24 protein-coding genes are annotated in these 24,822 nt (G+C 61.2%); 18 read left to right on the forward strand and 6 right to left on the reverse strand.

Features of this window, described 5'->3' with window-relative positions:
* The first annotated feature begins 21 nt into the window (after positions 1 to 21).
* The 4 genes from HZ99_RS23270 (at position 22) to purT (ending at position 2,623) form a co-directional block, all read left to right on the forward strand.
* Positions 22 to 546 carry a gamma carbonic anhydrase family protein gene (locus HZ99_RS23270; RefSeq protein ID WP_038446360.1) on the forward strand — a complete coding sequence of 175 codons (525 nt, stop codon included), beginning with the start codon at positions 22 to 24 and terminating at the stop codon, positions 544 to 546.
* Positions 543 to 758 (forward strand): DUF1289 domain-containing protein, encoded by a 216-nt coding sequence (locus HZ99_RS23275; protein WP_038446361.1) that lies wholly within the window; start codon positions 543 to 545, stop codon positions 756 to 758. Before HZ99_RS23270 ends, HZ99_RS23275 begins: the two co-directional genes overlap by 4 nt.
* Before the next feature lie 146 nt (positions 759 to 904).
* A complete protein-coding gene (locus tag HZ99_RS23280) occupies positions 905 to 1,372 on the forward strand; it encodes a VUT family protein (protein WP_029296170.1) in 468 nt (155 codons plus the stop codon).
* Between the two features lie 69 nt (positions 1,373 to 1,441).
* Entirely contained in the window at positions 1,442 to 2,623 is a 1,182-nt protein-coding gene (gene purT, locus HZ99_RS23285; RefSeq protein ID WP_038446363.1) for a formate-dependent phosphoribosylglycinamide formyltransferase, read from the forward strand.
* A 79-nt stretch (positions 2,624 to 2,702) separates the two neighbouring features.
* Here purT and HZ99_RS23290 read toward each other — a convergent pair whose 3' ends face one another.
* The 3 genes from HZ99_RS23290 to HZ99_RS23300 all read right to left on the reverse strand — a co-directional run bounded on the left by HZ99_RS23290 (position 2,703) and on the right by HZ99_RS23300 (position 6,325).
* Complete coding sequence (locus HZ99_RS23290; RefSeq protein ID WP_029296174.1) at positions 2,703 to 4,013, reverse strand: MFS transporter; 1,311 nt, start codon at positions 4,011 to 4,013, stop codon at positions 2,703 to 2,705.
* Positions 4,014 to 4,261: 248 nt separating this feature from the next.
* Positions 4,262 to 5,500 (reverse strand): transporter associated domain-containing protein, encoded by a 1,239-nt coding sequence (locus HZ99_RS23295; RefSeq protein WP_038446365.1) that lies wholly within the window; start codon positions 5,498 to 5,500, stop codon positions 4,262 to 4,264.
* 12 nt (positions 5,501 to 5,512) lie between these two features.
* Entirely contained in the window at positions 5,513 to 6,325 is an 813-nt protein-coding gene (locus HZ99_RS23300; RefSeq protein ID WP_038446367.1) for a cytochrome C assembly family protein, read from the reverse strand.
* A 234-nt stretch (positions 6,326 to 6,559) separates the two neighbouring features.
* Between HZ99_RS23300 and ffh the strand changes: the two genes are divergently transcribed.
* From ffh to HZ99_RS23360, 12 genes are all read left to right on the forward strand, one after another.
* Positions 6,560 to 7,936 carry a signal recognition particle protein gene (gene ffh, locus HZ99_RS23305; RefSeq protein WP_038446368.1) on the forward strand — a complete coding sequence of 459 codons (1,377 nt, stop codon included), beginning with the start codon at positions 6,560 to 6,562 and terminating at the stop codon, positions 7,934 to 7,936.
* Between the two features lie 250 nt (positions 7,937 to 8,186).
* Positions 8,187 to 8,438, forward strand: a complete 252-nt coding sequence (gene rpsP, locus HZ99_RS23310; RefSeq protein ID WP_003175899.1) for a 30S ribosomal protein S16 — start codon at positions 8,187 to 8,189, stop codon at positions 8,436 to 8,438.
* A gap of 5 nt (positions 8,439 to 8,443) precedes the next feature.
* Positions 8,444 to 8,980: a ribosome maturation factor RimM gene (rimM, locus tag HZ99_RS23315; RefSeq protein ID WP_003175898.1), complete on the forward strand. Its 537-nt coding sequence runs from the start codon at positions 8,444 to 8,446 to the stop codon at positions 8,978 to 8,980.
* Positions 8,962 to 9,735 carry a tRNA (guanosine(37)-N1)-methyltransferase TrmD gene (gene trmD, locus HZ99_RS23320; protein WP_181883201.1) on the forward strand — a complete coding sequence of 258 codons (774 nt, stop codon included), beginning with the start codon at positions 8,962 to 8,964 and terminating at the stop codon, positions 9,733 to 9,735. The genes rimM and trmD overlap by 19 nt, the downstream gene beginning before the upstream one ends.
* A gap of 45 nt (positions 9,736 to 9,780) precedes the next feature.
* Complete coding sequence (gene rplS, locus HZ99_RS23325) at positions 9,781 to 10,131, forward strand: 50S ribosomal protein L19 (protein WP_003175895.1); 351 nt, start codon at positions 9,781 to 9,783, stop codon at positions 10,129 to 10,131.
* 82 nt (positions 10,132 to 10,213) lie between these two features.
* The gene (locus HZ99_RS23330; protein ID WP_016977715.1) at positions 10,214 to 10,627 is read left to right on the forward strand and encodes an acyl-CoA thioesterase; all 414 of its coding nucleotides are present in this window, start codon (positions 10,214 to 10,216) and stop codon (positions 10,625 to 10,627) included.
* A gap of 145 nt (positions 10,628 to 10,772) precedes the next feature.
* Positions 10,773 to 11,669, forward strand: a complete 897-nt coding sequence (gene xerD, locus HZ99_RS23335) for a site-specific tyrosine recombinase XerD (RefSeq protein ID WP_038446371.1) — start codon at positions 10,773 to 10,775, stop codon at positions 11,667 to 11,669.
* A 141-nt stretch (positions 11,670 to 11,810) separates the two neighbouring features.
* Entirely contained in the window at positions 11,811 to 12,542 is a 732-nt protein-coding gene (gene dsbC, locus HZ99_RS23340; protein WP_038446372.1) for a bifunctional protein-disulfide isomerase/oxidoreductase DsbC, read from the forward strand.
* A gap of 127 nt (positions 12,543 to 12,669) precedes the next feature.
* On the forward strand, positions 12,670 to 13,974 hold the full coding sequence (locus HZ99_RS23345; protein ID WP_038446374.1) for a homoserine dehydrogenase: 1,305 nt from the start codon (positions 12,670 to 12,672) through the stop codon (positions 13,972 to 13,974).
* 66 nt (positions 13,975 to 14,040) lie between these two features.
* Positions 14,041 to 15,447 (forward strand): threonine synthase, encoded by a 1,407-nt coding sequence (thrC, locus tag HZ99_RS23350; RefSeq protein WP_038446375.1) that lies wholly within the window; start codon positions 14,041 to 14,043, stop codon positions 15,445 to 15,447.
* 169 nt (positions 15,448 to 15,616) lie between these two features.
* On the forward strand, positions 15,617 to 19,201 hold the full coding sequence (locus HZ99_RS23355; RefSeq protein WP_038446377.1) for a transporter substrate-binding domain-containing protein: 3,585 nt from the start codon (positions 15,617 to 15,619) through the stop codon (positions 19,199 to 19,201).
* A gap of 72 nt (positions 19,202 to 19,273) precedes the next feature.
* Positions 19,274 to 20,503: an EAL domain-containing protein gene (locus HZ99_RS23360; protein ID WP_038446379.1), complete on the forward strand. Its 1,230-nt coding sequence runs from the start codon at positions 19,274 to 19,276 to the stop codon at positions 20,501 to 20,503.
* A gap of 87 nt (positions 20,504 to 20,590) precedes the next feature.
* Here the strand turns inward: HZ99_RS23360 and HZ99_RS23365 are convergent, their stop codons facing one another.
* Positions 20,591 to 21,253 (reverse strand): response regulator transcription factor, encoded by a 663-nt coding sequence (locus tag HZ99_RS23365; protein ID WP_038446381.1) that lies wholly within the window; start codon positions 21,251 to 21,253, stop codon positions 20,591 to 20,593.
* Positions 21,254 to 21,521: 268 nt separating this feature from the next.
* Between HZ99_RS23365 and HZ99_RS23370 the strand changes: the two genes are divergently transcribed.
* Positions 21,522 to 21,806 carry a DUF3509 domain-containing protein gene (locus tag HZ99_RS23370; RefSeq protein ID WP_038446382.1) on the forward strand — a complete coding sequence of 95 codons (285 nt, stop codon included), beginning with the start codon at positions 21,522 to 21,524 and terminating at the stop codon, positions 21,804 to 21,806.
* 170 nt (positions 21,807 to 21,976) lie between these two features.
* Here the strand turns inward: HZ99_RS23370 and HZ99_RS23375 are convergent, their stop codons facing one another.
* The gene (locus HZ99_RS23375; RefSeq protein WP_404942419.1) at positions 21,977 to 22,873 is read right to left on the reverse strand and encodes a TIGR02285 family protein; all 897 of its coding nucleotides are present in this window, start codon (positions 22,871 to 22,873) and stop codon (positions 21,977 to 21,979) included.
* Positions 22,874 to 22,886: 13 nt separating this feature from the next.
* Complete coding sequence (locus HZ99_RS23380; protein ID WP_038446384.1) at positions 22,887 to 24,086, reverse strand: CaiB/BaiF CoA transferase family protein; 1,200 nt, start codon at positions 24,084 to 24,086, stop codon at positions 22,887 to 22,889.
* 148 nt (positions 24,087 to 24,234) lie between these two features.
* Between HZ99_RS23380 and HZ99_RS23385 the strand changes: the two genes are divergently transcribed.
* A complete protein-coding gene (locus HZ99_RS23385) occupies positions 24,235 to 24,777 on the forward strand; it encodes a YaeQ family protein (RefSeq protein ID WP_038446386.1) in 543 nt (180 codons plus the stop codon).
* Positions 24,778 to 24,822 lie beyond the last annotated feature (45 nt).

Below are 24,822 nucleotides of genomic sequence, written 5' to 3' on the forward strand. Positions count from 1 at the left end.
GGCAAGCCGTGAGGGAAGACCATGAAATACCGCCTGGGCGATGCCCGCGTCGAGACCCATCCACACAGTTGGGTGGCCCCCAATGCCACGCTGGTGGGCAAGGTCAAGCTGGAGGAGGGGGCCAATGTCTGGTTCAACGCGGTGTTGCGTGGCGACAACGAACTGATCCTGATCGGCAAGAACAGCAACGTGCAGGATGGCAGCGTCATGCACACCGACATGGGCTACCCGCTGACATTGGGCACCGGTGTGACGGTTGGGCATAACGCGATGCTGCATGGCTGCACCGTCGGCGACTACAGCCTGGTCGGTATCAATGCGGTGATCCTCAACGGCGCCAGGATCGGCCGGCACTGCATCATCGGCGCCAACTCGTTGATCGGCGAAGGCAAGGAAATTCCCGACGGTTCGCTGGTGATGGGCTCGCCCGGCAAGGTGGTGCGGGAATTGACCGAGCAGCAGAAGAAGATGCTTGAAGCCAGCGCCGCGCACTATGTGCATAACTCACAGCGCTATGCCCGTGATCTGGCCGAGCAGCCAGAATGAACCCGGTTGAACGTCCTGTCGCCTCACCCTGCGTGAGTATTTGTGCGTTGGATGACGACGATATCTGCACCGGTTGCCAGCGCAATGTTGACGAAATCACCCGTTGGAGCCGCATGGACAACGCCGAGCGCCGGGTAGTGCTGGGGCTATGCCATGAGCGGGCGAAGGCCAGTGGGATGTTGTGGATGATTCCGGGTAAATCCGGCGGCTGAAAGGGCGCTATCGCAGGCAAGCCAGCGCCCACATTGGAATGCATTTCAAAATGAGGGAGCAGGCTTGCCAGCGATGAAGCCCGGCCAGACGACATACTTCTAAATGTGCAGTACCCTGTGCCCCTTGCCCACAGGTCCCTCGCCCCATGCTCTTCCTGATTGCCTATATCAGCAGTGTCGTGCTGATTAACTTCGCCTTTTCCACCGCCCCGCACCTGGATGTCATCTGGTCCGCCTGGGGTGGCCTGGTCTTTATCCTGCGTGACATGGTGCAAACCCGCTTCGGCCACGGCGCGATCATCGCCATGCTGGCGGCATTGGTGCTGTCCTATATCACCTCCGATCCGTCCATCGCCCTGGCCAGCGCCACGGCGTTCGCGGTGTCCGAGTGCATCGACTGGCTGGTCTTCAGTATCACCAAGCGCCCGTTGCATGACCGTCTGTGGATCAGCTCGGCGCTGAGTATTCCCCTCGATACTTTTATCTTTTTCGGCCTGATCGGTGCGTTGACGCCGGCCGTGGTCGGCACTGCCCTGGCCTCGAAATTTGCCGGGGTCACTGTGGTGTGGCTGGCCATGGCCTGGCGTTTGCGTCGCCAGCGTGTCGCCAACTGAGGCCAAGGCGTGCCGTTCATGTAAAATGCCCGCCTTTCTCCCCCTGATCCGCTCCCCTGAGGACCTGAGATGACCCGAATCGGAACTCCATTGTCGCCAACCGCGACCCGCGTATTGATGTGTGGCTGCGGTGAGCTGGGCAAGGAAGTGGTAATCGAGCTGCAACGCCTGGGCGTTGAAGTGATTGCCGTGGATCGCTACGCGAACGCCCCGGCCATGCAGGTGGCGCATCGCAGCCATGTGATCAACATGCTCGACGGTGCGGCCCTGCGTGCGGTGATCGAGGCGGAAAAACCGCATTTCATCGTCCCGGAAATCGAAGCCATCGCCACCGGTACCCTGGTGGAACTGGAGGCTGAAGGCTTTACCGTGATCCCCACCGCCCGTGCGGCGCTGTTGACCATGAACCGTGAAGGCATCCGCCGCCTGGCCGCTGAAGAACTGGACTTGCCGACTTCGCCGTACCACTTCGCCGACACCGTGGAAGACTACCGCAAGGCTGTCGAAGATTTGGGCTTCCCTTGTGTGGTCAAGCCCGTGATGAGCTCGTCGGGCAAGGGCCAGAGCCTGTTGCGCAGTGCCGATGACGTGCAAAAAGCCTGGGACTACGCCCAGGAAGGCGGGCGTGCCGGCAAGGGCCGGGTGATTATCGAAGGGTTTATCGACTTCGACTACGAAATCACCCTGCTGACCGTGCGCCACGTCGGCGGCACCACCTTCTGTGCGCCCGTTGGCCACCGCCAGGAGAAGGGCGACTACCAGGAGTCCTGGCAGCCCCAGGCCATGAGCCCGGTGGCCCTGGCCGAATCCGAGCGCGTCGCCAAGGCCGTGACCGAGGCCCTGGGGGGGCGTGGCCTGTTCGGTGTCGAGCTGTTTATCAAGGGCGATCAGGTGTGGTTCAGCGAAGTCTCGCCGCGCCCCCACGACACCGGCCTGGTGACCTTGATTTCCCAGGACTTGTCGCAGTTTGCCCTGCATGCGCGGGCCATCCTGGGCTTGCCGATTCCGTTGATCCGTCAGTTCGGGCCTTCGGCATCGTCGGTGATCCTGGTGGAAGGGCAGTCGACCCAGACGGCATTCGCCAACCTCGGTGTTGCCTTGAGCGAACCGGACACAGCCCTGCGCCTTTTCGGCAAGCCAGAAGTGAATGGCCAGCGCCGCATGGGCGTGGCGTTGGCGCGGGATGAGTCGATCGAGGCTGCCCGGGCCAAGGCGACCCGTGCCTCTCAAGCAGTGGTTGTAGAGCTGTAAAAGCATCGCGGGCAAGCCCGCTCCCACATTTGGAATACATTTCCAATGTGGGAGCGGGCTTGCCCGCGATAGCGGTCTATCAGGCGACCTTGTTCAAGTCGTTATCCCGCGTCTCTTTCAGGCACAGCACCGCAATCAAGCTGAGCAACGCTGCCGCCGACACATACCCGCCGACATAGCTCAGCCCACCCATCGCCACCAGTTTGGTTGCGAAAAACGGTGCGGCCGAAGCACCGACGATCCCGCCCAGGTTATACGCCGCCGAGGCCCCGGTATAACGCACGCGCGTAGGGAACAATTCCGGCAGCAGCGCCCCCATCGGCGCAAATGTCACGCCCATCAGGAACAGTTCCAGGCACAGGAACAACGCTACCGCCCAGGTCGAGCCGTGGGTCAGCAAGGGCTCCATGGTGAACCCCGAAAGAATCGCCAGCACCGCACCGACGATCAGCACCGGCTTGCGCCCGTAACGGTCACTGGCCAGGGCGGCCAACGGGGTGGCCGCGCCCATGAACAGCACGGCAAAGCACAGCAGGGCGAGGAAGGTCTCGCGACTGTAGCCCAGGGTGCTGACGCCGTAGCTCAGGGAGAACGCCGTGGTGATATAGAACAGCGCATAGCACACCACCATCGCAGCCGCGCCGAGCAATACCTGCAGCCAATGCTGGCTGAACAGTTCCACCAGCGGCACTTTCACGGGTTTTTCCTTGGCCACGGCGTTGGCGAATACCGGGGTTTCGTGCAGTTTCAGCCGCGCATACAGGCCAACCATCACCAGCGCGGCGCTGAGCAGGAACGGAATGCGCCAGCCCCAGCTGCGAAATTGTTCATCGTCCAGGTTCATGGCCAGGATCAGAAACAGCCCATTGGCCGCCAAAAAGCCAATGGAAGGCCCCAGTTGCGGGAACATGCCGAACCAGGCGCGCTTGCCCTTGGGTGCGTTCTCGGTGGCCAGCAATGCGGCGCCGCCCCATTCCCCGCCCAGGCCCAGGCCTTGGCCGAAACGCAGCACACACAGCAGGATCGGGGCCCAGGCCCCGATGGTGTCGTAGCCGGGCAGCAGGCCGATCAACGTGGTGCACACCCCCATCAACAGCAGCGAGGCCACCAGCGTCGACTTGCGCCCGATCCGGTCACCGAAATGGCCGAACAATGCCGAGCCCAGTGGCCGGGCGATAAACGCGATACCGAAGGTCAGGAATGCCGCCAGCATCTGCGCGGTGCCGGAACTCTGCGGGAAGAACACCGGGCCGATCACCAGCGCGGCGGCCGTAGCGTAGATATAGAAGTCGTAGAACTCGATGGCGGTGCCGATGATGCTCGCGGTGGCGACGCGGCTGGTCGAGTTGGTCGGGGCGGCGGGAGCGGCCTCGTTATAGGTGGTGCTCATTGAGGTATCCCTGAGGGTCATTGCGCCTTTGGCGCGGATTATTATTGGTCTTGCACCCATGGATCAGGGCAGTGCGCGGAGTCGGCTCGGGATGGGAGCGAGTACCGGTCAGACACGATGCAGCGGTGCCTGGACACGCTCAGTGCGGATAGCACGCGGTCGGGCGGGGCTTGGGTAAGCCGGATCGATTATAGGAAGGGGGGCGCGGATACAACAAGAGCTGCTCCCACACGAGCCTGCTCTTACATTTAGGTGGCAATCGGATTTGAGCCGATATGCCAGATCAGCACCTTGCTGACCCTGTTGTCCTCGGTCTCGAGGATTTCCAGGCGATAACGACCGATCTTCAGGCAAACGGCGCAATCGGGAATGGTCTCCAGCGCTTCGGTCACCAGGCCATTGAGGGTCTTGGGGCCGTCGCTGGGCAGGTGCCAGCCCAGGCATTTGTTCAGTTCGCGAATGGACATCGCCCCATCAATCACATAGCGCCCGTCGGGTTGCGCCTGGATCAGTGGGTTATCCACACTCTGTTCGCTTTCGAATTCGCCGACGATTTCTTCCAGGATGTCCTCCAGGGTGACGATGCCCAGCACTTCGCCATACTCGTCCACCACCATGCCCAGGCGGCGTTGCTGCTTGTGGAAGTTCAGCAGTTGCAGTTGCAGAGGCGTGCTTTCCGGAACGAAGTACGGCTCATGGCAGGCGGCAAGCAGGGCGTCCTTGGTCAGGCTGGCGTCCGGCAGCAGGTGTTGGATCTGCCGGGTGTTGAGCACTGCCTCGACCTGGTTGATGTCGCTGTGGAACACCGGCAGCCGCGTGCGCTGGGAGGTGCGCAGGTGTTCGATGATGTCCTCGATGGGATCGTCGAGGTTGATGCCATCGACTTCGCTGCGCGGCACCAGGATGTCATTGACGGTGATGTTGTCCAGGGCATGGATGCCGGGCATGCCGGGTGCGCGGTCGTCGGTGTCGTCCGTGGCCTGCTCGTCGGGGTGATCGGGCTGTGGTTCGTCGCTTTTCTTGACGATCCCGGACTTGCGGGCGAAAGGGCGCAGCAACAGCAAGCTGATGCCATTGAGCAGCCAGGCCAGGGGGTAGAGGATTTTCAGCGGTATGCCCAGCAGCGTATTGCCAAACCCCAGCACCGCTTGCGGATAGCGGGTGGCCAGGGTGCGCGGAAGGTAGTCGGCCAGCACCAGCAGCAGTGCACTGGAGATCAACCAGCCAAGCCAGGGGCCATTTTCAGCCCAGGCGTAGATCGCCAGCAGGGTGCAGAGAATCACCACCACTGCGCGGCACAAGGTATTGCACAGGATCAGGCTGTTGCGCGGGAAGTTGAGGCGGGCGGCGGCCTTGTCACCCTGGCGCGTGCCGGGTCGCAAGGCCAGCAAATGGTGCTGGGCCGCTTCGATGGCGGTGAACAGCGCCGACCATAAGACCAGCAGGGCCACTACCGCGAGCATTGGCTCAAGGGGCAAATTGTCCATAATCGCTGCCCGTCAGATATGCAGGATGAATTCGCGAACCAGCTTGCTGCCAAAATACGCCAGCATCAGCAGGCAAAAACCGGCCAGGGTCCAGCGGATGGCCTTGTGCCCACGCCAGCCCAGGCGGTTACGGCCCCACAGCAGGACGCTGAACACCACCCAGGCCAGGCAGGCCAGCAGGGTCTTGTGCACCAGATGCTGGGCGAACAGGTTCTCGACGAACAGCCAGCCGGAAATCAGCGACAGCGACAGCAGCGTCCAGCCGGCCCAGAGGAAACCGAACAGCAGGCTTTCCATGGTCTGCAGCGGCGGGAAGTTCTTGATCAGCCCGGACGGGTGCTTGTGCTTGAGCTGGTGGTCCTGCAGCAGCAGCAGCAGGGCCTGGAACACCGCAATGGTGAACATGCCGTAGGCGAGGATCGACAACAGGATGTGCGCGAGGATGCCTGGCTCCTCATCGATTATCTGCACCGTGCCGGTGGGGGCGAATTGCGCCAGCAGCACCGTCAGCATTCCCAGGGGGAAGAGCAGCAACAGCAGGTTCTCCACCGGGATCCGTACGCAGGCCAGCAGCGTCAAGGCAATGACCGCGGCGGCAATCAGGCTGGCGGCGCTGAAAAAATCCAGGCCCAGGCCCACCGGCGTCATCAGGTGGGTGAACAGGCTGGCAGCGTGGGCCACCAGGGCGAGCACGCCGAGGCCGGCCAGCAGGCGTTTGTCCGCCCTGGCACGTTGGGCCAGGCGGGTGCCTTGATAGAGGGTCGCAGCGGCATACAAGAGTGCGGCGGCGAGGCTGGGTAGCAAACTGGGTGACAAAGGGAGCATAAATCCTGTTAGGCAAGCCCGAAAGCCGATGAGTTTGGCACACACCTGCGTTCCACGAAAGACCACCGGGCCAGACAGCGGGTGTGCATGGCGGCAGTCTTCGCTATAATCCGCGACCTGCCCACGCCGCAGGCTCGCCGAGCGCTGTTTTTAATAGCGATTTATCACAGCCTGGGCCGCCATTACCTCGGTCTACCAATGCATTTCGATGAATAGGGCCTGAAAGGATCGCGCATGTTTGAAAATCTGACTGACCGTCTCTCGCAGACGCTGCGCCATGTCACCGGCAAGGCCAAGCTGACCGAGGACAATATTAAAGACACCCTGCGCGAAGTGCGCATGGCGTTGCTGGAAGCCGACGTTGCCTTGCCTGTGGTCAAGGATTTCGTCAATTCGGTCAAGGAGCGTGCGGTCGGCACTGAAGTGTCCCGCAGCCTGACGCCGGGCCAGGCCTTTGTGAAGGTCGTCCAGGCTGAACTCGAAAGCCTGATGGGCGCGGCCAACGAAGACCTGAACCTCAGCGCCGTACCGCCGGCCGTTGTGCTGATGGCCGGTTTGCAGGGGGCGGGCAAGACCACCACCGCTGGCAAGCTGGCGCGCTTCCTTAAAGAGCGCAAGAAAAAATCCGTGATGGTGGTCTCGGCCGACGTATACCGTCCGGCCGCGATCAAGCAGCTGGAAATGCTCGCCGGTGAAATCGGCGTGACCTTCTTCCCGTCCGATCTGAGCCAGAAGCCGGTCGATATCGCCAACGCGGCTATTAAAGAAGCCAGGCTCAAGTTTATCGACGTGGTGATCGTCGATACCGCCGGTCGCCTGCACATCGATGAAGAGATGATGGGCGAGATCAAGGCGTTGCATGCCGCGATCAACCCGGTAGAAACGCTGTTTGTGGTCGACGCCATGACCGGCCAGGATGCGGCCAACACCGCCAAGGCCTTTGGTGATGCGCTGCCGCTGACCGGCGTGATCCTGACCAAGGTCGATGGTGATGCCCGTGGTGGTGCCGCATTGTCGGTGCGCGCAATCACCGGCAAGCCGATCAAGTTCATCGGCATGGGCGAGAAGACCGAAGCGCTCGAACCGTTCCACCCCGAGCGTATCGCCTCGCGCATCCTCGGCATGGGCGACGTGCTCAGCCTGATCGAGCAGGCCGAGCAGACTCTCGACAAGGACAAGGCCGACAAACTGGCCAAGAAGCTGAAGAAGGGCAAGGGCTTCGACCTCGAAGACTTCCGTGACCAGTTGCAACAGATGAAGAACATGGGCGGCCTCGGCGGCCTGATGGACAAGCTGCCGAACATCGGCGGTGTGAACCTGGCGCAAATGGGCAACGCCCAGGGCGCGGCAGAGAAACAGTTCAAGCAGATGGAAGCCATCATCAACTCCATGACTCCGGCCGAGCGCCGCGACCCTGAGCTGATCAGCGGTTCGCGCAAGCGTCGGATCGCCATGGGTTCCGGCACCCAGGTGCAGGACATCGGTCGCTTGATCAAGCAGCACAAGCAGATGCAGAAAATGATGAAGAAATTCTCGGCCAAAGGCGGCATGGCCAAAATGATGCGCGGCATGGGCGGTATGATGCCCGGCCGTGGCATGCCGAAGATGTAAAGAATTCGCGCAAGAGTTCGCTCTTGCGCAGGCCCGCAGGGATGTGGGATCTCCAGCAAACCCGCCGTTGGCGGGAGCTGACTCGCCGTTTTAATCGACGGCTCTATAGCAGATCTGAATGGTACGCGGTCAGGTGCCGGAAAAAGACATTTGCAAAAGTCCGGATATTCCTTAGAATATGCGGCCTTTCGGGCACCCATGCCCGCTGTGCATTTAGATTTGCAGCACCGACTACAGGAACGATGTTCACATGCTAACAATCCGTCTTGCCCTTGGCGGCTCCAAAAAGCGCCCGTTTTACCACTTGACCGTAACCGACAGCCGCAACCCGCGTGACGGTTCGCACAAGGAACAGGTTGGTTTCTTCAACCCTGTTGCTCGTGGTCAAGAAGTTCGTCTGTCCGTGAACCAAGAGCGCGTAGCCTACTGGCTGAGCGTTGGTGCACAGCCTTCCGAGCGTGTTGCCAAGTTGTTGAAGGACTCGGCTAAGGCCGCAGCCTGAGCAATATGAACGCGACGCCAGCCGTTGCTGATGATTTGATCGTTATCGGCAAGATTTATTCTGTTCATGGCGTTCGCGGCGAAGTGAAGGTGTATTCCTTTACTGATCCGACTGAAAACCTGTTGCAGTACAAGACCTGGACGCTCAAGCGCGAAGGGAGTGTGAAACAGGTCGAGCTGGTCAGTGGACGCGGGAGCGACAAGTTCCTGGTCGCAAAGCTCAAGGGTCTCGATGATCGTGAAGAAGCTCGTCTTCTGGCTGGTTATGAGATCTGCGTGCCGCGCAATCTGTTCCCTGAATTGACCGACGGCGAGTACTACTGGTACCAGCTGGAAGGTCTGAAGGTCATTGATCAACTCGGGCAATTGCTCGGGAAAATCGATCATCTTCTGGAAACCGGCGCCAATGATGTAATGGTGGTCAAGCCTTGCGCTGGCAGCCTGGATGATCGCGAACGCCTGTTGCCCTATACCGAGCAATGCGTGTTGGCTGTCGACCTGGCAGCGGGCGAGATGAAGGTGGAATGGGATGCGGACTTCTAAGCGTGGCTAATTTGCGCATTGAAGTGATCAGTTTGTTTCCCGAGATGTTTTCCGCCATCAGCGAGTACGGCATCACCAGTCGGGCGGTGAAACAGGGGCTGTTACAGCTCACCTGTTGGAACCCGCGAGACTACACGACGGATCGACATCACACTGTGGACGATCGCCCATTTGGCGGTGGCCCGGGCATGGTGATGAAGATCAAGCCCCTGGAAGACGCGTTGGTTCAGGCCAAGGCTGCAGCCGGGGAGAAGGCGAAGGTAATTTACCTGTCCCCTCAAGGCCGCCAGCTGAAACAGGCTGCGGTACGCGAACTGGCGAATGAGGCAAGCTTGATCCTGATTGCCGGTCGCTATGAAGGCATTGACGAGCGTTTTATTGAAGCTCATGTCGATGAAGAGTGGTCGATTGGGGACTATGTCCTGTCTGGCGGCGAGCTGCCGGCGATGGTCCTGATAGATGCGGTTACACGACTGCTGCCTGGAGCTTTAGGGCATGCGGACTCCGCGGAGGAAGATTCCTTCACGGATGGTTTGCTGGATTGCCCGCACTACACCCGACCGGAGGTGTATGCGGATCAGCGTGTTCCCGACGTATTGCTAAGTGGCAATCACGCACATATCCGGCGTTGGCGTTTACAGCAGTCCCTTGGTCGGACCTATGAACGACGCGCCGATCTTCTGGAAAGCCGCTCGCTTTCTGGAGAAGAGAAGAAGCTGCTCGAGGAATACATCCTCGGGCGGGACGATAGTTAACAACGTATCGATGGTAGATCCGACGATTTACCTTAGGAGCACAGCATGACTAACAAAATCATCCTTGCACTCGAAGCAGAGCAGATGACCAAAGAGATCCCTACCTTTGCCCCGGGCGACACCATTGTCGTTCAGGTGAAAGTGAAGGAAGGCGACCGTTCGCGTCTGCAAGCGTTCGAGGGCGTAGTAATCGCCAAGCGTAACCGTGGTGTGAACAGTGCTTTCACTGTTCGTAAAATCTCCAACGGTGTTGGCGTAGAGCGTACTTTCCAGACCTACAGCCCGCAAATCGACAGCATGGCCGTTAAGCGTCGCGGTGACGTACGTAAAGCCAAGCTGTACTACCTGCGTGACCTGTCCGGTAAAGCCGCTCGCATCAAGGAAAAACTGGCTTAAGTCCAGCTTCCCGATGCAGAAAAAAGCAGCCTACGGGCTGCTTTTTTGTGCCTGAAATTTGCCCATCGCCCGGAACCCGTTCATGACCACCCGCCTCGAAGAAATCCAGCGCCGCACCGACCTGTCCGTGACCCATGTGACCAAGGCTGTATTCCCGCCGACCACCAACCACCACAACACGTTGTTTGGCGGCACCGCCCTGGCCTGGATGGATGAAGTGTCATTCATTACCGCCACACGTTTTTGCCGCTTGCCGCTGGTGACGGTTTCTACTGATCGTATCGACTTTAATCATGCGATTCCGGCGGGCTCAATCGTCGAGTTGATTGGCCGAGTGATCAAGGTCGGCAACACCAGCCTCAAGGTGGAGGTGGAAGTATTTGTCGAAAGCATGAGTGCCGACGGCCGCGAGAAGGCGATCCAGGGTGTGTTCAGTTTTGTCGCGATTGATGCCGATAAGCGACCGGTACCGGTACTGCCTGGATTTGCGGATTGATCCCTGTCCTGTAGGAGCCGGCTTGCCGGCGATGGGGCCCTTAGCAACAGCGCCGTGCGTGAAATCGCTATCGCCGGCAAGCCGGCTCCTGCACAAAGCGCGGCTGCGCTAGGATCTACCTATTCTTTTCTCTGTTCGAGCCCCCATGCCCGCCATTGACCACCCCCTGATCGACCGCTTTCTCGACGCCCTCTGGCTGGAAAAAGGCCTGTCGGACAACACGCGCCAGTCCTACCGCAGCGACTTGGCCCTGTTCAATGGCTGGCTGCTGGAGAAGAACCTCGAGCTGAGCCACGCCGGACGCGAGCTGATCCTCGATCACCTGGCCTGGCGCCTGGAGCAAAACTACAAGCCGCGCTCCACCGCACGATTCCTCTCGGGAGTGCGTGGGTTTTATCGCTATTTGCTGCGGGAAAAACTGATTGCTGTCGACCCGACCCTGCAAGTCGACATGCCGCAACTCGGCAGGCCTCTGCCCAAGTCCCTGTCGGAAGCTGATGTCGAAGCCCTGCTGGCCGCGCCTGACCTAAGTGAAGCCATCGGCCAGCGGGACCGCGCCATGCTTGAGGTGTTGTATGCCTGTGGCCTGCGTGTCACCGAGTTGATCAGCCTGACCCTGGAGCAGGTCAACCTGCGCCAGGGTGTATTGCGGGTAATGGGCAAAGGCAGCAAGGAGCGCCTGGTGCCCATGGGGGAGGAGGCGATTGTGTGGGTTGAGCGTTACATGCGCGATGCCCGCAGTGAGCTGCTTGGCGGGCGGCCCAGCGACGTGTTGTTTCCCAGCCTGCGCGGTGAACAGATGACCCGCCAGACCTTCTGGCATCGCATCAAGCACCAGGCCAGGGTGGCCGGGATCGGCAGGTCGCTGTCCCCCCACACCCTGCGCCATGCATTTGCCACCCATCTGCTCAACCATGGCGCGGATTTGCGGGTGGTGCAGATGTTGCTGGGCCATAGCGATCTGTCCACTACACAGATTTACACCCATGTAGCGCGTGCAAGGTTGCAAGAGCTGCATGCCAAACATCACCCAAGGGGTTGATAGGCCCCAAATGGGCTGCCGGCGTCTGCCCTGGCGCCCATTTGTGGTAGGCTTTGCCGGTTTGCAAAGGGGACGGTCCCGAGCCGTGTTTTCAGATCGGCGCCCTGGCCTTCGTCCCTGCATCTGCCTTCAGGAGTTCCCATGCGCTTGACCCAGATTTTTGCCGCCGCAGCCATTGCGTTGGTCTCAACCTTTGCCGTCGCCGATGACGCCGCCGAGAAGACAATCCGTAAGAGTCTGGAAAGCCTCCAACTCGAAACCCCGGTCGAAAGCATCAGCGCCAGCCCCATGGCCGGCCTGTATGAAGTCAAGCTCAAGGGCAGCCGCGTGTTGTACGCCAGTGCCGACGGCCAGTACATCGTCCAGGGCTATCTGTTCCAATTGAAAGACGGCAAGCCGGTCAACCTCACCGAGAAGGCCGAGCGTTTGGGCGTGTCCAAGTTGATCAATGCCATTCCGGTTGCCGAAACCGTGGTGTACCCGGCCATTGGCGAGACCAAGACCCACATCACCGTGTTCACCGATACCACCTGCCCGTACTGCCACAAGCTGCACGCCGAAGTGCCTGAGTTGAACAAAATGGGCGTCGAAGTGCGCTACGTTGCGTTCCCGCGCCAGGGCCTGGGGTCGCCGGGCGACAAGCAGTTGCAAGCGGTGTGGTGCTCGGCTGACAAAAAGGGCGCCATGGACAAGATGGTCGACGGCAAGGACATCAAGGCTGCCGCCTGCGCCAACCCGGTTTCCAAGCAGTTCGCCCTGGGCCAGTCGATTGGCGTGAACGGTACGCCGGCCATCGTTTTGGCTGACGGCCAGGTCATTCCGGGCTACCAGCCTGCACCACAAATCGCCAAACTGGCGCTGGGTGCCAAATAAACAGTATCGTCGAGCCTTTGACGGTCAGACCCGCCGAAATCTCGACGGGTCATCAATAGCGAGCCGCAGTCGTGCGGCTGTTTTTCACGGCCGACCTTGAGTCGGCCGTTTCATGGGGAGTTCTTCAGTGAAACCGGTCAAAGTAGGCATCTGTGGGTTAGGGACCGTCGGTGGCGGCACCTTGAACGTACTTCAGCGTAATGCCGAGGAAATTTCCCGCCGTGCAGGGCGTGGGATTGAAGTGGCACAAATTGCCATGCGTACGCCAAAGCCTCAGTACCAAACGACCGGTATTGCGATTACCCACGATGTCTTCGACGTGGCCACCAACCCTGAAATCGATATCGTCATCGAACTGGTCGGCGGTTATACCGTCGCCCGCGAGCTGGTGCTCAAGGCCATCGAAAACGGCAAGCACGTCGTTACCGCCAACAAGGCCCTGATTGCCGTGCACGGCAACGAAATCTTCGCCAAGGCCCGCGAGAAGGGCGTGATCGTGGCGTTCGAAGCAGCGGTGGCCGGCGGTATCCCGGTGATCAAGGCGATCCGTGAAGGCCTGTCGGCCAACCGCATCAACTGGGTGGCCGGCATCATCAACGGCACCGGTAACTTCATCCTTACCGAAATGCGCGAGAAGGGCCGTACCTTCGAAGACGTGCTGGCCGAAGCCCAGGCCCTGGGCTACGCCGAGGCCGATCCGACCTTTGACGTCGAAGGCATCGACGCGGCGCACAAGCTGACCATCCTGGCATCCATCGCCTTTGGTATCCCGCTGCAGTTCGACAAGGCCTACACCGAAGGCATCACCCAGCTGACCACCGCCGATGTGAACTACGCCGAAGCCCTGGGCTATCGCATCAAGCACCTGGGCGTGGCGCGCAGCACCGCTGCCGGTATCGAATTGCGCGTACACCCGACGCTGATCCCGGCCGACCGCCTGATCGCCAACGTCAATGGCGTGATGAACGCGGTGATGGTCAACGGTGACGCCGCCGGCTCCACTCTGTTCTACGGGGCCGGTGCCGGCATGGAACCGACCGCTTCGTCGGTGATCGCCGACCTGGTGGACGTGGTCCGCGCCATGACCAGCGACCCGGAAAACCGCGTACCGCACCTGGCCTTCCAGCCGGATTCGCTGTCGGCGCACCCGATCCTGCCGATCGAAGCCTGCGAAAGTTCCTACTACCTGCGGATCCAGGCCAAGGACCATCCGGGCGTCCTGGCCCAGGTGGCCAGCATCCTCTCGGAGCGGGGCATCAACATTGAGTCGATCATGCAGAAGGAAGTCGAAGAACACGACGGCCTGGTGCCAATGATCCTGCTGACCCACCGCGTGCTGGAACAGCACATGAACGATGCCATCGCCGCACTGCAAGCCCTGCAAGGCGTGGTCGGGCCGGTGGTGCGGATCCGCGTCGAACACCTGAACTAACGATAGATTGCAGAGGCCCCGCAGGTTCGGCGGCCTCTGTCCAAGAATGTTGTAGAGGAGCCAGTCATGCGTTACATCAGCACCCGCGGCCAGGCACCGGCCCTGAATTTCGAAGACGTCCTGCTTGCAGGCCTCGCCACTGATGGCGGCCTGTACGTGCCGGAAAACCTGCCACGTTTCACCCAGGAAGAAATCGCCTCCTGGGCCGGCCTGCCGTACCACGAGCTGGCGTTCCGGGTCATGCGCCCGTTCGTCGCCGGCAGTATTCCCGATGCCGACTTCAAGAAAATCCTCGAAGAAACCTACGGCGTGTTCTCCCACAACGCCATCGCCCCGTTGCGCCAACTGAATGGTAACGAGTGGGTGCTGGAGCTGTTCCACGGCCCGACCCTGGCGTTCAAGGATTTCGCCCTGCAACTGCTCGGCCGCCTGCTGGACTACGTGCTGGAGAAACGCGGCGAGCGCGTGGTGATCATCGGTGCCACCTCTGGTGATACCGGCTCGGCGGCCATCGAAGGCTGCAAACACTGCGAAAACGTCGATATCTTCATCCTGCACCCGCACAATCGGGTGTCGGAAGTGCAGCGCCGGCAGATGACCACCCTCTTTGGCCAGAACATCCATAACATCGCGGTCGAAGGCAACTTCGACGACTGCCAGGAAATGGTCAAGGCCAGCTTCGCCGACCAGAGCTTTCTCAAGGGCACGCGCCTGGTGGCGGTGAACTCGATCAACTGGGCGCGGATCATGGCCCAGATCGTCTACTACTTCCACGCCTCGCTGCAGTTGGGCGGGCCGGCGCGCTCGGTGTCGTTCTCGGTGCCGACCGGCAACTTCGGCGATATCTTCGCCGGTTACCTGGCGCGCAACATGGGCCTGCCGATCAACCAGTTGATCGTCGCCACCAACCGCAACGACATCCTGCACCGCTTCATGAGCGGCAACCAGTACGTCAAGGAAACCCTGCACGCCACGCTGTCGCCGTCGATGGACATCATGGTCTCGTCGAACTTCGAACGCCTGCTGTTTGACATGCACGGTCGCAATGGCGCAGCCCTGGCCGGTCTGATGGACAGCTTCAAACAAGGCGGCTTCAGCGTCGAACAGGATCGCTGGACCGAAACCCGCAAGTTGTTCGATTCCCTGGCCGTGGACGATGCCCAGACCTGCGAGACCATCGCCGAAGTCTATGCCCAGACCGGCGAGTTGCTGGACCCGCACACTGCCATTGGCGTCAAGGCCGCGCGTGAATGCCGGCGCAGCCTGGATATCCCGATGGTCATCCTCGGCACCGCGCACCCGGTGAAATTCCCTGAGGCGGTGCAGAAGGCCGGTGTTGGCAAGGGCTTGGAGTTGCCGCCGCACCTGGCGGACTTGTTTGAGCGCGAAGAGCGCTGCACCGTGTTGCCCAATGACCTGAAGGCCATCCAGGGGTTTGTCAGCCAGCATGGCAATCGTGGAAAGCCGCTCTGAGTTCTGAGGGGCTGCACGATTAAGCAAAACGGCGCTTGTCCAGAAATGGTGAAGCGCCGTTTTTCTTGGAGGGCACCCTATCCCTTGTAGGTGCTGGCTTGCCAGCGCCTACAAGGGGGCGCAGCTTCGCGCCACCGAGCCAAAAATAACCCACAAGGAAACCCTCACGGTGTGGTTCACGACCCGATGGCACCAGTGCCTGCTGAGCGCGCTGCTGCTTGGCCACCTGCCTGCAAGCCTGGCCGCCGTCAGCCTGCCGTTCAACCTGGTGCCAGCGTTTATCACCCTGGCTCCCATGACCCTGGTGCCGGCGGAGCGGCAGTGGTTGGCACAGCACCGCACCTTGAAAGTGGGGATTTCCATCGATGATTACCAGCCAATCGATATCACCCGCGATCGCAATCGCTACCAGGGCATCAGTGCCGACTACTTGAGCCTGGTGGGCGCGCGGCTCGGCGTGCCGATGCAGGTGATGGGTTTTGCCGAACGGGCCCAGGCCGTGGAGGCGTTGCGCGCCGGCAACATCGATATCCTCACCAGTGCCAATGGCTACGAACGGGATGTGCCCGGCCTGGCCTTTACCGCCGACTACATGCCCGACCGTTCGGTGGTGGTTGTGCGCGGTGATGACGCCATGCAGAACGACGCGCTCCCCGACAAGAAGGTGGTGCTGCTCGATGGCTACGCCAACGTCAAGAACGTGCATGCAGCCTACCCGCAGAGCCACATCATGCTGGCCCCCAACCTCTACAGTGGCCTGGAGGCCCTGGAGCAGGGGGATGTGGATGCGTTTATCGGCAATGAAGTGATCGTGCGTGCCTACAAGTCCCTGCGTCCTTACCTGAACATGCAGATCAAGGAGCAAAGCCGCCTGGCGCCGATTGGCTTTGCCTTCGCCACGCGCCAGGCCGACCCCCTGCTGGGCACGATGATGGAGCGTGCGTTGCAAAGCATCGATGATTCGGTACACCGTGAGATCCTGGCCCGCTGGACGACTGGCCTTGGGGTGGACGTTGCGGGCGAGCGTATCCCCTTGTCGGCCGCCGAGCAGGCCTGGGTGTTGCAGCATTCCCATGTCGTGGTGGCGTCCCAGCAATACTCGCCCTATGTCTTCAAGGACAAGGACGGCCGGTGGGTGGGGCTCAATGTCGATCTGCTCAACCGCCTCTCGCGCATGACCGGTTTGCAGTTCGTCATGGAGGAAGTGTTTTCCACCGCGCAGACCCTGGCGCTCCTGGAAAAGGGCGGAGCGGATATGAGCACCACCCTGGTGGAAAACACCGAGCGCCGGCGGTTTCTCGATTTCAGCCATGGGTTTGGCGGCGCAGGCTGGGTGTTTGTCGAACGTATCGGGGCACCGCCAGTGACCAGCCTGAGCCAACTGTCAGGCGAGGTCCTGGCGCTGCCAGAACGGCATGTGCTGCAGGCCTATATCCGTCGCGAATACCCTGGAGTCCGCCTGCGACTGGTGGCTGACTACACCGAGGCTCGGGCCCTGGTGGCCCGGGGAGACGCAGTCGCGACCATCCAGAGCGAAGTGGAACTGCAGAGTTACCCGGCCGATGAGTTGCGGGCCGGGCGCAGTGTCGATGGCAAGTGGTCCACTGACAGTCTGTCGGTACGCAAGGACCATCCCGAGTTGCTGAGTATTTTGAACAAGGCCCTGGAAGCGATGCCGGTCGCCGAATTGAGTGCCCTGCGCCTGCGCTGGATGGGCGCGGTGGCGGTTCCGGTGCCGGCCTGGCAGCGTGTACCGCCGTGGGCCTATTGGACGGTCGGCACGGCCTTGCTGTTTGTGCTGGTGTCGCTGGCCTGGAACAACCGGCTCAAGCGCCAGATTCGCCAGCGGGTCGAGGCCGAGCGGCGGCTCAATGATCAACTGGCGTTCAAGCGGGCCTTGCTCGACGGTATCCCCAACCCGGTGTTTGTGCGCGACCTTGCGGGGCGCTTGGTCACCTGCAACAAAAGCTATGAACAACAGATGGCCACCCGGCTTGAGCGGATTCGCGGCCTGACCTTGCCGGAGAGTGGAATACTGCCTGCCGCCACCGCTTTGCGCCTGCATGCGGGGCATATGGAACAACTGGCCACGCAGCAGTCGGTGTTTATCGACCGCCAACTGGAATTCAATGGCGGCATCGCCCATGTCTATCAATGGACCGTGCCGTTTTATGATGCCCAGAACCAGTTGCAGGGGTTGCTCGGTGGCTGGGTCGATATCAACGCGCGCAAGGTCCTGGAAACCCAATTGATGGACGCCCGTCGTGCTGCCGATGAAGCGAATTTCGCCAAGAGCGCCTTTGTGTCGAACCTCAGCCATGAGATTCGTACACCGATGACGGCGATCATCGGCTTGCTGGAACTGGAGCAGGAGCGTGCGCTGGCCCTGGGCGCGCCGGTCTCCGAGGCGCTGCAGGTGGCCCACCGTTCGGCACGGGAGCTGATTGCCTTGATGGGCGATAGCCTGGACCTGGCGAAGATCGAAGCCGGCCACCTGCAACTGGCGCCCCAGACCACCGACTTGAAAGGTTTCTTCGAGGGTATCCAGCGCCTGTTTGAAGCCACCGCGCAAAAAAAGGGCTTGCACCTGACCCTGGCTTTCGACCCACAGGCCCAGGGCTTTTACTGGTTCGACCCACTGCGCCTGCGCCAGGTCATGCATAACCTTCTGGGCAATGCGCTCAAGTTCACGGCGCACGGAGAAGTGCGCCTGCGTGTCGCCTGCCAGATGGACGCAGAGGGGCATGAATACCTGCACTTGTGCGTGGAAGACACAGGCCCAGGTATCAGCGTCGACCAACAGGCGCGGGTGTTCAGGCCGTTTATCCAGGGCAGTCCGCTGACAGCCGCCGAACATGGCGGCACCGGGTTGGGCTTGAGTATCTGCCAGCAACTGGTGGACTTGATGGGGGGGCAAATCACCCTGCACAGCGTTTTGGGCGAGGGCACCACGGTGTGCATCGACCTGCGCCTGGACCGGGTCGGCAGTGACGATCTGCCCGCGCCCGCCGTGGCCATGCCTTTACTGACGGGGGCCCGGGCGCTGTCGGTACTGATTGTCGACGACCTGCCGGCCAACCGTCTGGTGCTGGCCCAGCAGTTGCAATTCCTCGGGCATCAGGTGGTAGCCCTCAATAGTGCCGAGGTGGCGTTGCAGCGCTGGCGCAGCGAGGCGTTCGACGTTCTGGTGACCGACTGTCATATGCCGGGCATGTCCGGTTATGCCCTGGCCGAGGCCATTCGCCAGATTGAGGCTCAGGAGCAGCGTCCGCGTTGCGCGGTGGTCGGCTGCACCGCCGATGCCCAGGAAGGCCAGGAACAACGCAGTCAGGTGGCAGGCATGGATCTGCTGCTGGTCAAGCCGGTAACGTTGGAGCAATGGACCCAGGTGCTGGCCCGGGTCACGGCCGAGCCGGCCTTCGACCTGCAGGCCCTGCGCAAGATGACCCAGGCCGACGGACCGGTCCTGCAAAGCATGTTGCAGGAACTGGCGAATAACCTGGAGCATGAGCATCGCCTCTTGGGCAGCGCCGTGGCCGAACAGGACCGGGTGCAGTTGCGGGCCAGCCTGCATCGCCTCAAGGGGATTTGTTGCCTGGTGGACGCGCTGCCATTGGCCAGGGCCTGTATCGCGCTTGAGACCAGCGCGCGGGAGCATCGGGCCGATGAACTAGCGCAGCGCTGGCAAACAGTGTCTGGGGCCATGGGGGAGTTGCAGGCGCAAATCCGGCCTTATCTGCAGGTACAAGAATAGGACGCGTCCTATGGGGTCTTGCCCGGGTTTTGGCTAATGTGAGCGATCTTGCACGTAGCCCCAGAGTTTTCCATGCGCTCACTCAAAGTCCTGATCCTCGAAGACCACCCGTTCCAGCTGATGGCCCTGCACCAGATGCTCAATGCCAACGGCGTGTTCAACGTACTCACGGCCGATAGCGTCGAGGTCGCCCGCCAGTCGCTGGCAAGCAAGGGCCCTGTGGATATCGCCATCTGCGACTTGTACCTGGAACACGGCGACTCGCTGGGGCTGATCCGCGAAATGGCCGAGCACGGGCAGGCCCAGGTACTGGTCCTGCTGAGCGACGCCGATCCCGATGTGTTGGACGGTGTGGCGAGCATGGCGCGCCAGGCGGGGCTCAACGTGCTGGGGTGCATGCCCAAGCCGGCGTCCGCCACCGCCATCGGGCAAATGCTCGACGCTTGCCGGCAACGCTTGCGCCCGAGCCCGCAGGCCTTGTCCTGGGAACGTGTGCATCAGATGCTGGGGGTCAGTGAGTTCACGGTGCAGCCACTGTGCACCGAGGTCGGCGAGGCCGCTATCGAGCGTTACGCCAGCGTCTGTTACCAGCCCATCGTCAGCCAGACCGGTGATCTGCAAGGTGTGGAGGCGTTGGCCCGCTGGCAAGACCCGCAGCAGGGGCAGTTGATGCCCAGCGAGTTCCTGCCGCTGCTGGAGTTGGCGGGGCTGGAGCAGGCCTTTACCTGGTACGTGTTGGAACAGGTGTTGCGTCTTTGTGCCCAGGTGACCCGGGATACGGGCCGGGAACTGCCGGTATCGGTGAACATTCCCGGGCGGGTGCTGGAGCAGGAGCACTTCGCGCTGAGCCTGCAAGGCTTGCTGCAGCGCTTTGCGGTACCTGCGCACAACCTGACCCTGGAATTGGTGGAAACTTCGCGCCTGAAGACCGACAGCACCCATGTCACCGGTTTGCTGCGCCTGCGGATGATTGGTTGCAAGCTGTCGATTGGCGATTTCGGCATCGGCGGCACCAGCCTGCAACGTTTGCTGGAACTGCCGTTCACCGAGTTGAAGATTCCCCCGGCGTTTGCCAGCGGCATGGCGGGTGACGAGCGCAAGTGTGCGGTGGTCGCGGGGGCCATGAGCATGGCCCGGCACCTGGGTGTCAGCGTGGTCGTGACCGGGATTGAAACCCTCGCCGACCGTGATGCGGTGCGTGCGCTGGGGCCGGCCTGGCTGCAGGGGTGCCTGATCGCCCATCCGATGAGTGCCCAGGTGTTGCAACACTGGCTGGCGCGATCTGCGGCAATTGCCCTGTAGGAACCGGCCTGCACGACTTGTAGGCGCTGGCTTGCCAGCGATGGCGGTCGAATGGGCGATGCAAGACTCCGCCGGCGCCTACAAAACCTAGGCCAGCCCGTGTTCCTGCACATAGATGAACAACGCCGCATCGCTGATCAGCCCCAGCTTGCGCATGGCACTGACTTTCTGTGCGCTGACCGTCTGCTTGCTGCGATTGAGGTGCGCGGCAATCTCGCCCACCGTCTTGCCGCTCGCCAGCAGGCGGATCACTTCCAGTTCCCGGGGGGACAACTGGTGCTGCGAGTGCAGGCGATCAGCGCCCACGGCACCGGCCAGGGCCAGCGCCTGTTCAATGGTGCGGGCCACATAGGGCCGCTGCTGGCGCACCTGGTCGATGGCATCGGGCAATTCATCGGCCAGGCTGGCCTTGCTCAACAGGCCCATGACCCCCAGTTCGAGGATCGAGTGAAACAGGCCGGCGTTATTGAGCATGGTCACCACCACGATGGGCAGGTGCGGGTAATGCCGGCGCAGGTGTTCGATCAGGCGCAGGCCGTCGGCCTGGGGTTCGGCGGGCATCATGAAATCGGTGACCAGTACATCGCAGGGGCAGTGTTGCAGCAGGGCGGCAAGGGCCTGGGGCGAGTTGGCCTCACCGACGATGCGCACCTGCTCGTCGCGTTCCAGCACCGCACGCAAACCGATCAGGAAAATCGGATGATCGTCGGCGATGATAATGCGCAAGGTCTGTTCAGACGCGTCTCTCACGGTGTACTCCGGCAATAATCGAGAGATTCTAGCCTGTCGGCGGCTGTTTTCTCTCTGTCATCTTTGCCATGCATGCTCGATTGGCTCAGCTCAAAGGCGAACTTTGTGCGTTGGACGGTGGTCATTTACCTGTAGGAGCGAGCTTGCTCGCGAAAAACGTCAACGATAATGCAAGCGTTCTGAATACCTGCGGCGCCCTCAGGTTTTTCGCGAGCAAGCTCGCTCCTACAGTGGGTCTTTTGTTTTCTCTGATTGAGTGGTGATCGAGATGGAAAGTATCAGCCTATTGCTCGGCGAAGCGCTGAGCCCTTATCAGGTCACGCTGACTACCTCGGGTTTACACGGCGAGTGCCTGGTGACGGTGAAGAGCCCGACGGGCGCTATCGTGGTCGAACGCGAAGTGGATCGCGCACAACTGACCGACAAGCGCGCCCTGGTGGATGTGGTGGACTGCCTGCACCGCGACCTGAAAATCGCCGAAGGGCGCCTGGAACCCTCGGTGATCGCGGCCTTGCGCAACGCCGCCCAGACGCGTATCACCGCCCAGGCATGAAGAAACTTTTATCTTTGGAACCTTCCTACAGGAGGGTGAGTCAGACGTTGTAACAACAAGATCAAGCATTGTGCTCCGGTGCTTGTCGCTTGTTGTACTGGTCTTTGTAGGCCACGTTTAACCCCGAGTTGTCTCCCCACTGCTCGGGGTTTCTTTTTGCCCGGGATTTATCAAGGCTGCGGTGTTTCGCTGAAAAACCTCGGGTTGTCCTTGAGGTATTGCTTGCGCATCATCGGGTCCAATCCGTTGGCGTAGGACTGAAGCAACGATTGCTGTGGAATATTCTTCAACTCGCGGTTGATATGGCTGATGGCCTGGCGCCCCAACGGGGTGTCCGAGCAGCCGATATGGATCCGCTGATAACGCGGCATGCCCTTGATCGGATAGAACACGAGGTCCTGGGGATCAATGCCCTGTTGTGCGGCCTGGTAGCGGATTTCCGTCCAGTATCCCAGCACGGCTTCCAACCGCCCCAGACGCTGCATCTGTAACAGGCTGCCCAGGGCATCGTTGCCATAGTGGGGCGCTACCTTGAGCGGCGTGGCGTGGCTCAATTGCTCATCGGTGGCGGAGCCGTAGCTGCGCTCGGCAATCACCCCAAGGCGCGTCTGTTGCCCATCGAGAAACTTCGCCAGATCGAAGGTGCCCTCAACCACATAGGATGCCATGAGAGCCTGCTGGCTGCGGCGAATGGCAATGCCATTGCTCAGCACGGCGAACGCCTGCGTAGAAAAGACAATGGTTTTGGCCCGTGCCGGCGTCCACACCAACGATGGATCACAGGTGAAGGAGGGCGCCTGGAGCATTTGCATGCTGCGGGCGCGGTTGAGGTGCAGGATCTGGTGGGAGTACTGCGGCAGGCGCTCGATCAATAGCACCAGCAACGTGTCCACGCTGCCCCGGCCCTTTTGCGGGCCCTCGAAAACAGTCATTGGCGGCAAGTCCCGTACTACCCAGGTCAGGGTGTCCTGAGCCTGGCCCGATAGCGGCCAGACCCCGGGCAGCAGGGCAACGAGCCATAAACCACGCAGTGTCCTGATCAAACGGTGGGCCATTATCTTGAGCATGCTCCAGGCTGCATCAGATTGCGCCCTCCTTGCGCAGACGGGCCACGGCGGTACTGTCATAACCCAGGGATTGAAGGATCACGCCATTGTGTTCGCCCAACTGCGGCCCGACCCACTCGCAACTGCCCGGCGTGTCGGAGAGTTTGGGGACGATGCCGGGCATCTGGAAATCCTTGCCGTCAGGCAACTGTGCCTTGAGGAACATTTCCCGGGCCAGGTATTGCGGGTCGCCAAGCATATCCTCGGCGCTGTAGATCCGGCTGGCAGGCACCTGGGCCTGGTTCAACTGCTCCACCACCTGCTCCAGTGGCAAACGGTTGACCCAGCGGTCGATCACGCCGTACAGCTCGTCGCGCCGGCTATCGCGGCCATCGTTGCTGGCCAGTTGTGGGTCATTGGCCAGGTCCTCACGGCCGATGATCAGCATGAAGCGCTTGAAAATCGCATCGCCATTGGCGCCGATCTGCACATGCTTGCCATCGGCGGTGGTATGGATCGAGGACGGGGTAATGCCCGGCATGATGTTGCCGGTGCGCTCACGGATAAACCCGAATACATCGAACTCGGGGACCATGCTTTCCATCATCGCGAAGATCGCTTCATAGAGCGCCACATCCACCACTTGGCCGAGGCCCCCGTTGACCTCGCGATGGCGCAAGGCCATAAGCGCGCCAATCACCGCCCACAGCGCGGCGATGGAGTCGCCAATGGAAATCCCGGTGCGCACCGGCGGGCGGTCCTCGAAACCGGTGATGTAGCGCAGGCCCCCCATGGACTCACCGACCGCACCGAAGCCCGGTTGATCCTTCATCGGCCCTGTCTGGCCAAAGCCCGAGAGCCGGACCATCACCAGCTTGGGGTTCAGGGTGTGCAGGGTGTCCCAGTCCAGGCCGAGTTTTTCGAGGACGCCGGGGCGGAAGTTCTCGATCAGGATGTCGGCATCTGCCAGCAACTGCTTGAGGATCGCCAGGCCGTCGGGGTGCTTGAGGTTGAGGGTCAGGGACTTTTTATTGCGTGCCTGTACAAACCACCACAGCGACGTGCCTTCATACAGTTTGCGCCATTTGCGCAGCGGGTCGCCGCCGTCGGGGGATTCGACCTTGATCACTTCGGCCCCGAACTCGGCGCAGATACGCGAAGCGAACGGGCCGGCGATCAGGGTGCCCAGTTCGATGACTTTCAGGCCGGCAAGCGGTTTGGCGGTAAACGACATGAGGATCCTTACAAGCGCAGGGCAGGTGTGTATTGCCTTTTAACATAGGCGAGTGGTGCAGGGATAAGGATGATGCAGCGCAGGATTCGTTGAATGGCCTCGCCATCGGTTAGACTGGCCGCCTTTCCCTGTCTCTAGAAGTCCGTTCATGGCCCAGCCGTCCACGACCTACAAGTTTGAACTCAACCTGACCGACCTCGATCGTTCGGTGTACGAGAACGTCAAGCAAACCATCGCCCGCCACCCCTCGGAAACCGAAGAGCGCATGACCGTGCGTTTGCTGGCCTACGCCCTTTGGTACAACGAGCAGTTGTCGTTTGGTCGTGGACTGTCAGATGTAGACGAACCAGCCCTGTGGGAAAAAAGCCTGGATGATCGGGTCCTGCACTGGATCGAAGTCGGTCAGCCCGATGCCGACCGCCTGACCTGGTGTTCGCGTCGCACCGAACGTACCAGCCTGCTGGCCTACGGCAGCCTGCGGGTGTGGGAAGGCAAGGTGGTGCCGGTGGCCAACAACCTGAAAAACGTGCATATCGCCGCCGTGCCCCAGGAAGTCCTGGAAACCCTGGCCAAGGACATGCCACGGGTGATCAAGTGGGATGTGATGATCAGCGAAGGCACGCTCTTCGTCACCGATGATCGCGGCCAGCACGAAGTGCAACTGCAGTGGCTGGTTGGCGAGCGCGGCTGATGATGTAGAGCCGGGCTCGTGTGGGAGCGGGCAAGCCCGCTCCCA

It is taken from the genome of Pseudomonas fluorescens (assembly GCF_000730425.1).
GTDB lineage: Bacteria > Pseudomonadota > Gammaproteobacteria > Pseudomonadales > Pseudomonadaceae > Aquipseudomonas > Aquipseudomonas fluorescens_X.